This window comes from Wenzhouxiangella sediminis, assembly GCF_003410055.1.
GTDB lineage: Bacteria > Pseudomonadota > Gammaproteobacteria > Xanthomonadales > Wenzhouxiangellaceae > Wenzhouxiangella > Wenzhouxiangella sediminis.
The window spans coordinates 128,043-140,877 of sequence record NZ_QUZK01000042.1 but is presented as its reverse complement, the minus strand read 5'-3'; the positions used below and the strand labels follow the sequence as shown (position 1 = coordinate 140,877).

Annotated in this window: 8 protein-coding genes; 6 read left to right on the top strand and 2 right to left on the bottom strand. The window is 66.4% G+C overall.

Annotation, left to right across the window (positions count from 1 at the left end; genetic code table 11):
• Position 1: 1 nt before the first annotated feature.
• Both DZC52_RS11700 and DZC52_RS11695 read right to left on the bottom strand, forming a co-directional pair.
• Positions 2 to 3,337: a hybrid sensor histidine kinase/response regulator gene (locus tag DZC52_RS11700; protein WP_116651320.1), complete on the bottom strand. Its 3,336-nt coding sequence runs from the start codon at positions 3,335 to 3,337 to the stop codon at positions 2 to 4.
• A 144-nt stretch (positions 3,338 to 3,481) separates the two neighbouring features.
• A complete protein-coding gene (locus DZC52_RS11695) occupies positions 3,482 to 5,890 on the bottom strand; it encodes a TonB-dependent receptor (RefSeq protein WP_116651319.1) in 2,409 nt (802 codons plus the stop codon).
• A gap of 185 nt (positions 5,891 to 6,075) precedes the next feature.
• Here DZC52_RS11695 and DZC52_RS11690 point away from each other — a divergent pair, with 185 nt between their 5' ends.
• The 6 genes from DZC52_RS11690 to ubiB all read left to right on the top strand — a co-directional run bounded on the left by DZC52_RS11690 (position 6,076) and on the right by ubiB (position 12,830).
• The gene (locus tag DZC52_RS11690) at positions 6,076 to 7,389 is read left to right on the top strand and encodes a GntP family permease (protein ID WP_116651318.1); all 1,314 of its coding nucleotides are present in this window, start codon (positions 6,076 to 6,078) and stop codon (positions 7,387 to 7,389) included.
• Between the two features lie 335 nt (positions 7,390 to 7,724).
• On the top strand, positions 7,725 to 9,317 hold the full coding sequence (locus DZC52_RS11680) for an AbgT family transporter (protein ID WP_116651316.1): 1,593 nt from the start codon (positions 7,725 to 7,727) through the stop codon (positions 9,315 to 9,317).
• The gene (locus DZC52_RS11675) at positions 9,314 to 9,664 is read left to right on the top strand and encodes a gamma-butyrobetaine hydroxylase family protein (RefSeq protein WP_116651315.1); all 351 of its coding nucleotides are present in this window, start codon (positions 9,314 to 9,316) and stop codon (positions 9,662 to 9,664) included. The genes DZC52_RS11680 and DZC52_RS11675 overlap by 4 nt, the downstream gene beginning before the upstream one ends.
• Before the next feature lie 181 nt (positions 9,665 to 9,845).
• Positions 9,846 to 10,571, top strand: coding sequence for a bifunctional demethylmenaquinone methyltransferase/2-methoxy-6-polyprenyl-1,4-benzoquinol methylase UbiE (gene ubiE / locus DZC52_RS11670; RefSeq protein ID WP_116651314.1), 726 nt, complete (start codon positions 9,846 to 9,848; stop codon positions 10,569 to 10,571).
• 4 nt (positions 10,572 to 10,575) lie between these two features.
• Complete coding sequence (locus DZC52_RS11665; RefSeq protein ID WP_116651313.1) at positions 10,576 to 11,190, top strand: ubiquinone biosynthesis accessory factor UbiJ; 615 nt, start codon at positions 10,576 to 10,578, stop codon at positions 11,188 to 11,190.
• On the top strand, positions 11,187 to 12,830 hold the full coding sequence (ubiB, locus tag DZC52_RS11660) for a 2-polyprenylphenol 6-hydroxylase (protein WP_116651312.1): 1,644 nt from the start codon (positions 11,187 to 11,189) through the stop codon (positions 12,828 to 12,830). Before DZC52_RS11665 ends, ubiB begins: the two co-directional genes overlap by 4 nt.
• Positions 12,831 to 12,835 lie beyond the last annotated feature (5 nt).

The window sequence follows — 12,835 nt, the reverse complement described above, 5'->3', positions numbered from 1 at the left end:
TTCAGCTTCCGCGGCGTCGCCGCGGCATCATGCGAGTCATCACCGAGCGAAGGGCCAACGGCCGGATCGGCTTGTGCAGGAACTCGCAACCGGCCCGGCGGGCGGCCTGCCGGACTTCGGCGGCATGATCGGCACTGATCAGGATCGCCGGCGCCGCGCAGCCCGCTTCCCGCAACCCGTCGAGCAATTCCAGCCCGGTTCGACCGTCATCGAGGTGAAAGTCCACGACCAGCAACTCCGGCGCAAAGCGCTCGGCGGCCGCCTGCGCCTGGTCGGCGTCGCCGGCCACGCGGACCTCGAAGCCCCAGCCCGAAACCAGGGTGTCGAGCGAACCGAGCATGGCCGCTTCGTTGTCGACGATGAGCACGCGGCCCGAGCCGGGCTCCGAGCGGTCCGCATCGCGCGGCGGCGCGGCTCGCGCGGGCTCGGTCCGGGGCACGTGAACGCCGAAGACCGTGCCGCGACCGGGCTGGCTGGCCAGTTCGATTTCGTGCCCCAGCAGCCGGGCCATGCGCTCGGCGATGGCCAGGCCCAACCCCAGGCCCGGCGCATGCTGGCGATCTCCCAGGCGGCGAAACTCCTCGAAGATCACCGCCTGGTCTTCGCGCGTGAGGCCGGGACCGGTATCCCAGACACCGATCATCACCCGCTCGCCGCGCCGGCGGCAGCCGATCAGCACCCTGCCCTCCGGCGTGTAGCGCACGGCGTTGGAAAGGAAGTTCTGCAGAATCCGCCGCAGTAGCTGCGGATCGGTCTCGACCCAGAGACGGGTTTCGACGCAGATCAGTTCGAGCCCACGCTCGCGCGCCAGCACCGAGAACTCGCCCTGCAACTGGGAGAACAGTTCGCCCAGTGGAAATCGGCTGCGCCTGGGCTCCATGCCGCCGGCGTCGAGCCGGGAAATGTCCAGCAGACCCTCGATCAGATCCTCGGTTGCGCCCAGCGCTCCGGAGATCTGGTCCAGTGACTGGCGCGAGGGCTCGTCGCTGACCCGTCCGATCAGAGCATGGGTCAGCAACTGGGCGGCATTGAGGGGCTGGACCAGGTCGTGACTGACGGCTGCCAGAAAGCGCGTTTTCGCTTCGCTGGCGCGCTCGGCATCCTTCATTGCCCTTTCGAGCTTGCCCGTTCGATCGGCGACGCGCTGCTCCAGCGTTTCGTTGATGCGCCTCAGTTCTTCTTCGGCATTGCGAAAGGCCGTCACATCGGTGAACGTTGCGACGAAGCCGCCTCCCGGCATCGGGTTGCCGCGAATTTCGATGATGCGCCCGTCAGGCCAGGGCCGCTCGATGCGGTGCCGCGTGCCCGCTCGCTTGTGGGCGAGCCGGCGCTGGATCTTGCGTTCGATGTCTCCGCCTCCCATCAGGCCCGACTCCGCGTTGTGGCGGAGCAGGTCGGCGACCGGCCGACCGACCCGGATCAATTCTTCGGGGTAGTCGAACAAAGCCAGGTAGGCGCTGTTCCAGGCCACCAGGCGCATTTCGCGGTCGACCACGCAGACACCCTGACTCATGTTCTCGAGCGCGCCCGAGAGCACTTCGCGGCTGAAGCGCGCCTGCTCGGCGGCCTGCCCGACCAGGTCGGCGACCGTGTCCAGGGGCGCCGGCGTTCGACGACGGGCTGCATCGAGCAGAAGGCGAGCCGAGGCGGATCCGACCACTGCCGCCAGCTCGTGCTCGAGACGCGCGGCCAGGCTGCGGGCATCCCGGCGGCCGGCAAACAAGGGCGCCAGACGCTCTTCGGGGAGGAAGCGCTCGGCCAGCCGGTAGAGCATGTCCGGGCGCATCGGATCTTCTTCGGCCACGTCGCGCCCCGGCGAGGCATCGAGCCGGGCACCCAGCAGCGTGACCACCAGGTTGACCGCCAGGCTGGCGACCACGGCACGCGTCAGCGGCGCCAGCTCGGCCATTCCGAACAGGTTTTCGGGAGCCAGCCAGGTCAGCCCCAGCGGCCCCGTGCTCATCCAGTCGCCCTGGACGCCGAACCCGGCCAGCAGCAGCGGCAGGAAGAGCACGTAGGCCCAGACCCCGACACCGAAAACGATGCCGGCCAGGATCGGTCGAGCCGACAGGCCCGGGCGATACACGGCCAGGATCACCGCTGGCCCCAGCTGGGCGAGGCCGGAGAACGACAGCGCCCCGATGTCGGCCAGGGCGTCGGCGACACCGATCGAGCGGCTGTAGACGTAGGCGAGCAGCAGGACGACGACGATGCCCAGCCGCCGCTGCTGGCGCACCGGGATGCCGAGTTCGCTCACCCGCCCCCAGTGGCGGTTGAGCAAGGCCGGCGTGAGCCAGTGGTTGCCGATCATGATCGACAGGGTCAGGCTGGCCAGGATGACCATCGAGGTCGCCGCGCTCAGGCCGCCCAGGAAAGCCAGCAGCGCAAGGCCTTGCTGGCCTTCTCCCAGCGGCAGCATCAGCACGTAGAGGTCGGGCGTGACCACGCCTTCGAGCAGCGCATTACCGGCACGAGCGAGCGGCAACACCGGCAGGCTGATCAGGATGAGGAACAGCGGGAAAAGCCAGCGAGCCACGCGCAGGTGCCGTTCCTGGCGGCACTCCACGACGCCGATGTGGAACTGGTGGGGCAGCGTGAACATTGCCAGCGCCCCGAGCAGGGTGAGCGTCAGGAAGGAATCCAGACCGGAAAACTCCGGCGACGGCGCGCGCTCGGCGAACTCGGCCGGCCCGGAAAAGAGACCGAACAGCACGAACGCTCCCAGCGCGAGCATTGCGGCGAGCTTGAGCAGTGACTCGAAGCCCATCGCCAGCACCAGGCCGCGATTGTGCTCGGTGGCGGCGGCGCGGCGGGTACCGAAGAGCATCGCGAACACCGCCATGATGATCGCCGCGTACAGCGCGAGATCCTGCCAGGCCGCCGACTCCCCGGCCGTCACGCGGCCGTGAATCGCCTCGAAGCTCATCGCCACCGCCTGGAGCTGCAGCGAGATGTAGGGCACGATGCCGATCACCGCCACGCCGGTAACCACCGCCGCCAGCACGGAGGACTTGCCGAAGCGCGTGGCGATGAAGTCGGCGATACTCGTGGCGTTGCTCGCCTTGCTCAACGCCACCAGCCGGCGCAGGAAGGGAAAGAAGACGACGAAAAGGATGATGGTGCCGACGAAGGTCGGCGGAATCGGCCAGCCCGACCGCGCCGCCTGCGTTGTCGTGCCGTAGAACGTCCAGGCCGTGCAGTAGACCGCCAGAGAAAGTGAATACACCACGGGCCACAGCCCACGCCATCGCGCCTGCGATCGCTCGCCGAACAGGGCGACGGCGAACAGCAGGCCCAGCCAGGCCAGCCCGGCACCGATCAGCGCCAGCGTCGACACGGATGTACCGGCAAAGAAAGACGTGTGCTCATGACCAACAGTTTAGAAGCAACGGACTCACGGCACCTCGTCTGTTGCGGAACCCCAATAAAGAAGGGCCGGCAGTGCCGGCCCGAAAGGAGAGTCAAGCGGGACTCACGGAACTCAGAAGTTGACCGTGGCGGTCAGGGTGACCGTCCGCGGCGGACCGTAGAAGGCGTTCATCACCCCTTCCAGGCCCAGGGTCGACGCGCTGCCGTCCGGGGTGGCGAACACGTAGCCGGAGGTCTTGTACTGCTCGTCGCTGAGATTGCGGCCGTGCAGGCCGATCTGGTAGCGACCGTCGTTGCGCTCCCAGATCAGGTGCAGGTCATAGAGCGAGTACGCGTCCTGGTCGAGGAATTGCGAAGGCACCTCGAACTGGTTCGTCTCGCCCCGGTACGACCAGGCGCCGATGATGGAGAACAGCCCGTCGCTGCCGAACAGGGACATCGGCGTGTCGTAGCGCATGTTCCAGTGACCCGTCCAGTCGGGGGTGTTCTGGAACACACGCTGGTCCGAGACGTCTTCGAGCGCGGTCTCGCCCGTGGCCGGATTGGTGACCGAAGTGATGAATTCGTCGTACTCCGCGTCGATATAACCCAGCGTCAGCATGGTAGTGAGCGCATCGCCCTGCGCGGCCATGTTACGGCCCAGCAGTGCATTCATCTCGAACTCCACGCCCTGGACCGTGGCCGCACCGGCATTGGTGGTCACCCCGGCAAAAGTGTCGGCGATACCGTCGCCGTTGTTGTCGACGCCAATCGAGCCGGGCACCTGGATGTCGGTGTAATCGCTGTAGAAGAAAGCCAGGCTGGTGTTGACGCGACCGTCGGCGAAGGATGACTTGGCGCCGATCTCGTAGGTGTCCACGGTCTCCGGCTCGAAGCGCATGAACTCGAACACCTCGTCTTCGCTGACCGTGCCGTCCCCGTTGAAATCGGGTGCGGCGGTGGTCAGGCCGCGCGGGTCGAAGCTGCCGCCCTTGAACCCCTGGCTCCAGGACACGTAGAAGTTCTGGTTGGTCGTCGGCTGCCAGGCGAGGCTGGCACGCGGCGTGAACTCGTTGAAGGTGTCCGAGCCCTCGAAGTCCGACGTGGTTGCGATGACGATCGGATCCCCGCCAAACCAGGACGAGGCACCCAGCATGTTCTGGCGCAGCACGCGCGAGGAACGCTTGTCGTTGGTGTAGCGACCGCCGACCGACAGTTCCAGACCCGTATTCAGGTCGAACATGTTGGCCAGGTCGAAGCTGGCGTCGGCGAAGACCGACCAGGTCTCGGTATCCACATCGCCCAGGGTGAAGGCGTTGAGCTGCGGCGCACCGATCAATTCGCCCGTCTGGTAGAGGCGGACGTCGAAGGGCCCGAAGGCGTTGGCATCGAGATAGTAGAAGCCGGCCACGCCGGTGACGTTCTCGCCGGAATAGTTGAGCTGGAACTCCTGGCTGAACTGCTCGTTTTCATAGATGGTCGCGACATCGAGGTCGACCGGCGGAAGGGCCTCGAAGTCGATCTGGTTGATCGTGTCGTCTTCCCGCCAAGCGGTGATGCTCTTGAAAAGCCAATTGGGGTTGATGTCGTATTCGACCAGCAGGCTCAGACCCTGCTGCTCGGTCTCGTTCTCGCCCGTGATGCCGCCGCGCGAGTCGTAGACGTCGTCGAGGACCGGCGCTCCGGAGAACAGGCCCGGTATCAGGCGATGGCCACCGACCGGGTTGGAATCATCCTTGTAGTAATCGCCGGATAGACGCACGAACAGGTTGTAAGTCGGCGTCCATTCCATGCTGGCCCGGGCGGCCATCACTTCCTTGTTGTAGTTGTCCAGGCCGGTGGTCAGGTTGTCGCCGAAGCCATCGCGGTTGAATGTGGCCAGGGCGCCACCCACGGCGAACGAATCGCCGATTGGGGTCTCGCCCTTGACCACCAGGTCGGCCTGGTTGTAGCTGCCGACGCTGGCGCGCACGCTCGCCGAAGGCTGGCGGCCAAGGCGCTTGGTCACGTACTTGACGGCGCCGCCGATCGTATTGCGGCCATAGAGCGTGCCCTGCGGACCACGCAGCACTTCCACGCGCTGCACGTCGTAGATGTCGAGCACCGCCGCCTGCGGTCGGTTGAGGTAGACATCATCGATATAGATGCCGACACCGGCCTCGAAGCCGGCGACCGGGTCCTGCTGGCCGATGCCGCGAATGAAGGCGGTCAGCGTGTTGCTAGTGCCGCGCGAGACTTCAAGGGTGGTGTTGGGCACCACCTGGTTCAGATAGGTGATGTCCTGGGCACCGGCATCCTGCAGGCCTTCGCCGGTGATCGCGGTGACCGAAATGGGCACGTCGCGCAGGTTTTCGGTGCGGCGCCGGGCGGTCACTTCGAGATTGCCCAGGTCGGTCGACTCCTCGGCCGCCTCGCCTTCGTTGTTATCTTCGGACTGTTCGTCCTGGGCCGATACCGCGGTGGTCATGGCCAGGCCCAGCACGATGGCCAGGCTCAGCCTCGACAGCCGGGGCGAATTCTTGGACTGCTTCAGCGATTTCATTTCAACTCCCTTCGATAGACGAATGCTTGCTCGCTCTAGTTGTTTTCGTCGCCTCGCAACGCGAGCGACCGACACGCTTCGCAGACTAGACAAGCGGCACGGGCGTGTAACTTGTACCTTGGTACAGTTCCGCCCCGCGCGGGGGCTTGCCAACATGGCCGCGAATTCAAGCGGAAGCATCCATCATGCTCAGCCTGATCGGCCTGCTGGGCGGCCTCGCCCTGTTGATCGTACTCGTCATGCGCGGCATGAGCCTGTTCGTGGCCACGCCTCTGTGCGCCCTGCTCGTCGCGCTGACCAGCGACATCGCCCTGCTGCCCCCGCTGGCGGCCGAAGGACAGGCCGACCTGATCACGCAGTACATGAACGGCTTTACCGGCTTCATCGCCTCCTGGTTCTTCGTCTTCCTGCTGGGGTCGCTGTTCGGCAAGCTGATGGAATCTTCCGGCGGCGCCGAGTCGGTGGCGCACTGGATCGTGCGGCGGCTCGGCACGCACCACGCCGCCCTCGCCGTGGTCATCGCCTGCGCCGTGCTCACCTACGGCGGCGTGAGCCTGTTCGTGGTCGCCTTCTCCGTCTACCCGATGGCGCTGGCATTGTTCCGGGATGCCGAACTGCCGCGGCGATTCATTCCCGCCACCCTGGCCTTCGGCTCGGTGACCTTCACCATGACATCCGCCGGCTCGCCCGAGATTCAGAACTGGATCCCCATAGAGCATCTCGGAACCGGACCGCTGGCGGCCTGGCAGGCCAGCCTGGTGGTGGCGATCTTCATGGCCACCACGGGCTACTTCTGGCTGAAGTGGATGCTCAAACGCGCCGTCGCCCGCGGCGAGCGCTTCGAGGAACGCGAGGCCGATCCCGAAAGCGGGCGCGGCGACCTGCCCAACCCGGTCCTGGCCCTGGTGCCCCTGCTGCTGGTGCTGGGCTTTTCCTTCACCCTGCACGACCGGCTCGGCATCTCGGCGCTGATCGTGGCCCTGTTGGCCGGGTGCATCGGCGCGGCGCTGATCAACCTGCGCCACCTGCACCAGCCCGGCGAGGCGCTCACCGAAGGCGGCGTCGGAGCGCTGGTCGCCATCGGCAACACCGCCGCCGTGGTCGGCTTCGGCACCGTGGCCAAGGTCTCGCCCGCCTTCGACGCCGCCGTGGTCTGGGTCACCGGCCTGCCCGGCAACGGCCTGGTCAGCGCCGCGATCGCGGTATCCGCCATCGCCGCCATGACCGGCTCGGCCTCGGGTGGCCAGGCCATCGCCCTGCCGATCCTCGGGCCCCACTACGTCGATGCCGGCGTCGACCCCGATCAGTTGCACCGCGTGGTCTCGATCTCCTCGGGCGCGCTCGACTCGCTGCCGCACAACGGATACGTGGTCACCACCATCCGCGCCATCTGCAACGAGACCCACTCGGCCGCCTACCCGGCCATGGGTGCGCTGACCGTCCTGATCCCGGTCGCCGGACTGATCCTCTGCCTGGGCCTGTTCGCTCTGGGCCTGTGACCCTGCCAGCGCGGGGACAGCAGAGGCGGCCCGATCGCCGCGGGACGATCCGCTTCGGTTCGACGCGTGGCGAGGCCCTCAGCGGATCGTCCCGCGACGATCAGGCCTCGCTGCCAAAGATGGAACCATGTGCTTTCAGCCGGCCTCGTCCGGCCGGGCCGGGGTGGATTCGCCGAAGGCCTCGCCACGCGTCGAACTGAGGCGGATCCACCCCGGCCCGGTCGGATCCCCGAACGCGCCCGCCCGGTCCGTCGACTGCACCCGCAGCGACCTTGCGCTATCATGCCGGGTCGCTGCCGCGGCGGCATTCCGGACCAAACGCAGGGACTTCATCCGTGAGCAACAACGACAACTCGGCGGCCGCCGTCGCCAATCGCAACTGGTTCACCCGCTTCCTCGACGTCGTCGAGTGGCTCGGCAACCTCCTGCCCCATCCGGTCACCCTGTTCGCCATTCTCGCGACCGCCATGGTCTTCCTGTCCGGATTCTTCGGCTGGATCGGGCTGAGCGTCGAGGACCCGCGGCCCAGCGCGGCGGCCGGTGCCACCATCGAGGCGGTCAGCCTGCTCAACGCCGAAGGCCTGCGGCGGATCCTCGGCGGCCTGGTCGACAATTTCGTCAACTTCGCGCCGCTCGGCGTGGTGCTGGTCGCCATGCTGGGTGTGGGCGTCGCCGAGAAGTCAGGCCTGCTCTCGGCCCTCGTGCGCGGCATTGTGCTTTCGGCGCCCAAGCATGTCGTGACCGTCGCCGTCGTCTTCGCCGGCGTGCTTTCGAACACGGCCTCGGAAATGGGCTACGTGGTGCTGGTGCCCCTGGGTGGCGCCATCTTTCTCGCCCTGGGCCGACATCCCCTGGCCGGCATGGCCGCGGCCTTCGCCGGCGTGTCGGGGGGCTACAGCGCCAACCTGCTGCTGGGCACGATCGACCCCCTGCTGGCCGGCATCACCGAGGAAGCCGCGCAGCTGATCGATCCCGGCTACACCGTCTACGCGACGGCAAGCTGGTATTTCATGATCGTGTCGACTTTCATGATCACGATCATCGGCTCGCTGGTGACGATCTTCATCGTCGAGCCCAAGCTGGGCAAGTACGACGACTCGAATGCCGATCCCTCGGTACTCGACGACAGCCAGATGAAGCCGCTCTCCGGTTCGGAGAAGAAGGGGCTGGGTACCGCCGCAGTCGCCACCGTCGCTGTGCTCGGGCTGATCGCCCTGCTGGTCGTCCCCGAAAACGGCGTGCTGCGGGACCCGGAGGCCGGCAGCGACTTCCTGGCCTCGTCGGGTCCCTTCTTCGACTCGATCGTCGCCTGGATCTTCGTCTTCTTCCTCGTCGTGGGCTTTGCCTACGGCAAGGTCGTGGGCACCATGAGGAACGACCGCGACGTGATCGACGGCATGTCCTCGGCGATCTCCACGCTGGGCCTCTACGTGGTGCTGGTGTTCTTCGCCGCCCAGTTCGTGGCCTTCTTCGGCTGGTCGAACCTCGGCCTGATCACGGCGGTCACGGGCGCGGAATTCCTGCAGAACATCGGCCTGACCGGGCCGATGGTCTTCGTGCTGTTCATCATCATGTGCGGCATCGTCAACCTGTCGCTCGGCTCGGCCTCGGCGCAGTGGGCCGTGACCGCACCGATTTTCGTGCCCATGCTGATGTTCATCGGCTACTCGCCGGAGGTCATCCAGACCGCCTACCGCATCGGTGACTCGACCACCAACATCATCACACCGATGATGAGCTACTTCGGCCTGATCCTCGCCTGGGCGACGCGCTACGACAAGAAATTCGGCATCGGCACCTTGATCGCCACCATGCTGCCTTACTCGATCTGCTACTTCATCGGCTGGAGCCTGCTGTTCCTGCTGTGGGTGTTCGGCCTCGACCTCCCGGTCGGCCCGGGCTCGCCGACCTACTACGAGGCGCCATGAGCGGAGTCGAAGCCCTCGAACTGCACTACGAGCGTTCCAGGCGCACACTGATCGTGAGCTTCGACGACGGCGAGCGATTCGAGCTGCCCGCCGAGTACCTGCGCACGCACTCGCCCTCGGCCGAGGTTCGCGGGCACGGCTACTCGGAGCCGAAGTTGATGACCGGCAAGGAAAACGTCGACATCACCGCGATCGAGCCCGTCGGCAGCTATGCGGTCCAGATCACCTTCGACGACGGCCACGATTCCGGCATTTATTCATGGGCTTTCCTTTATGATCTGGGCAGTCGCATGGAAAGCAATGTGGCCCGTTACCGACAGCGACTGAAGGAAGCGGGAATGGAATAAGGTTTCAGGTTTCAGGAACAAATGAGGCTTCGGTGCGTGCTGGTGTTTCGGATGCCTGCGGCTGGATGGGCCGCCAATAGCCGAAACCCTACGTCCGAACCCTGAACCCTGAACCCTGAACCCTGAACCCTGAACCCTGAAACCTGAACCCTGAAACCTGAAACCTGAAACCTGGACAACGATGACCGACTTCGGCTACCGCGAAGTATCACCCGATGAAAAGACGCAGCTTGTCGGCCGCGTGTTTTCTTCCGTGGCACGGCGATACGACCTGATGAACGACCTGATGAGCCTCGGGATTCACCGGCTCTGGAAACGGCACTTCGTGGCCACCTGCGGTATCCGGCCGGGCCAGCAGCTGCTCGACCTGGCCGGCGGCACCGGCGATATCGCCCGGCTGGCGCGCGAGCGCGGAGCGGACGTCATCGTGGCCGACATCAACCGGGAAATGCTCGCCACCGGTCGTTCGCGCATGGACGCCATCGGCCTGGTCCAGGGTTTGGAGTGGCTGCAGGTCAACGCCGAGGCACTGCCGTTTGCCGCCAATCACTTCGACCATCTCACCATCGCCTTCGGCCTGCGCAACGTCACCTGGCGCGACAAGGCGCTGGCCGAAATGCACCGCGTACTCAAGCCGGGCGGCCGCGTCCACATCCTGGAATTCTCCAAGGTCGGCCTGCCGGCGCTCGCGAAGGTCTACGACACCTGGTCCTTCCAGGTCCTGCCCCGCCTGGGCGGGCGCATCGCCGGCGACGCCGACAGCTACCAGTATCTGGCCGAGTCGATCCGCCGGTTCCCGGACCAGCCGAGCCTGGCCGAGCAGATGCGCGAGGCCGGATTCGAGCGCGTGAGCTGGTCCAACCTCTCCGGCGGGATCTGCGCCATTCACCGGGGCGCAAAGGTCTGAGGCGATGGGCTCGCGCTACCTGACGCCATTGCCCGGCATGCTGGCCGCCGCCGTCGAGCAGGCCATTGCCCGCGCCGTTGCGCTCGACGATGGGTCGCCAGAGCGGCTGCGACCGCTGCACGACAAGCTTGTGCGGCTGGAGTTGAAGGGCCTGGGCATCGATCTCTTCTTTCAAGGCCGCGACGATGCCCTGAGCGTGACCGCCGAACACGAGGCAACCCCCGACACGACCATCAGCGGCACGCCGCTGGCGCTGCTGGCCATGGCCGTACCCGACTGGCGCGCGCCGGGAAGCGGCGTTCGCATCGAGGGCGATGCCGGCACCGGCCAGGCCTTCGAGAAACTCCTCAAGCAGCTCGATCCCGACTGGGAAGCCGTGTTCGTGGAACGTTTCGGACCCGTCGTCGGCCACCAGCTGTGGCGAACGCTGTCCGAGGCCCGCGCCGGCGCCCGCCACGTGGGGCGAACCGCCGCTGAGCAGACCGCGCGCTTCCTGCGCGAGGAATCCGGCCTGCTGGTCTCGCGTGAGGAAATCGACGAGTTCGTAAACGAGGTCGACGAACTGCGTGAGGCTGCCGATCGCCTCGAGGCGCGGCTGCGCCGCCGGGACCGGACATGATCTCGCGCGGAATCCGCCTGACGAGCATCGCGCTGACTCTGGCGCGCTATCGCCTCGACGAACTCCTGGTCGCCCTGCCGCCGCTGAAGTTCGCGCGAGCCATCCGCCTCCTGCCCTGGGGGCGGCGCCACGTTCGCGAACTCTCGCGGGGCGCGCGCTTGCGTCTGGCGCTTCAGGAGCTGGGCCCCATTTACGTCAAGTTCGGCCAGATCCTTTCGACGCGCCGCGACCTGTTGCCCGAAGACATCGCAGAAGACCTCTCCGGGCTGCAGGACGACGTGCCGCCGTTCGCCACCGAGCAGGCGCGCGCCATCATCGAGGAGCAACTGGGCGCTTCCATTCCCGAGCTGTTCGAGGAGTTCGAAGACCGCCCCCTGGCCTCGGCGTCCATCGCGCAGGTTCATGCCGCCCGCCTGAAATCGGGCGAGAAGGTCGTGGTCAAGGTGGTCCGCCCCGGTATCGAGCGACAGATCGGTCGCGACCTGGAGCTCCTGCGCGCGCTCGCACGGCTGGTGCGCCGCTATCACCCCGAAGGCGATCGTATCCGCCCGGACGACATCGTCTCCGAGTTCCAGCGCGTCATCTACCGAGAGCTGGACATGAAAGCGGAAGCCGCCAGCGCGTCTCTGCTTCGCCGCAACTTCGAGGGCCGCAAGGATCTCTACATCCCGGCCATCCACTGGCAGCAGACCGCCTCGCGCGTATTGACCATGGAGCGCGTCGAAGGCGTTTCGGTCAAGGACATCCCGGAACTCAAGCGCCGCGGCGTCGACCTCGAGCGGCTCGCACGCCGGGGCATCCAGGTCTTCTACCGGCAGGTCTTCTTCGACAATCTCTTTCACGCCGACATGCATCCGGGCAACCTGCTGGTCGACACATCCAATCCCGAAGACCCCACATGGATCGCCCTGGACTTCGGCATCGTCGAAAGCCTGACGCCCCAGGATCTCTACTACATCGGGGAGAATTTCCTGGCGATCTTCAACCGCGATTACCGGCGCGTGGCAGAACTGCACATCGAGGCCGGCTGGGTGCCCGCGGACACCCGTGTCGACGAACTGGCGGCCGCGGCCCGAACCGTCGGCGAGCCGAACTTCACCCGCCCGCTGGAGGAAGTGTCCTTCGCCGAGATGGTGATCGAACTGTTCTCGGTCGCCCGGCAGTTCAAGCTGACCCTGCAGCCCCAGCTGATCATGCTGCAGAAGACCCTGCTCAACATCGAGGGCATGGGGCGCGAACTGTATCCCCGAATCAACATCTGGGACGTGGCCAAGCCCGAGCTGGAAGCCATCTTCGCCGAACGCTACGGCCTGCGCCGCACCGCCCGGCGCTTCTTCGAGGAAACCCCGGCCCTGCTGGCCCGCACGCCCGAGCTGCCGGGCCTGGTCCACGATTTCCTGAAAACGGCCGGTTCGGGCCGTCTTCGCACCCGCATCGATTCCGAAGACCTCGAAAAAATGGCGGCGGAACTGGGGCGACACAATCGCCGACTGCCGGGCGCCGTCTTTGCCGCCGGCCTGGTCGTTTCGGGTGCCGTCCTGGCCGGCTACGACGTCGCACCGCTGGTGGGCGGACACTCCCTGCCGGCCGGTGTCGCGGTGCTGGCCGGGCTTGTCCTCGGCTGGCGGGCCTGGCGCTGACGCCA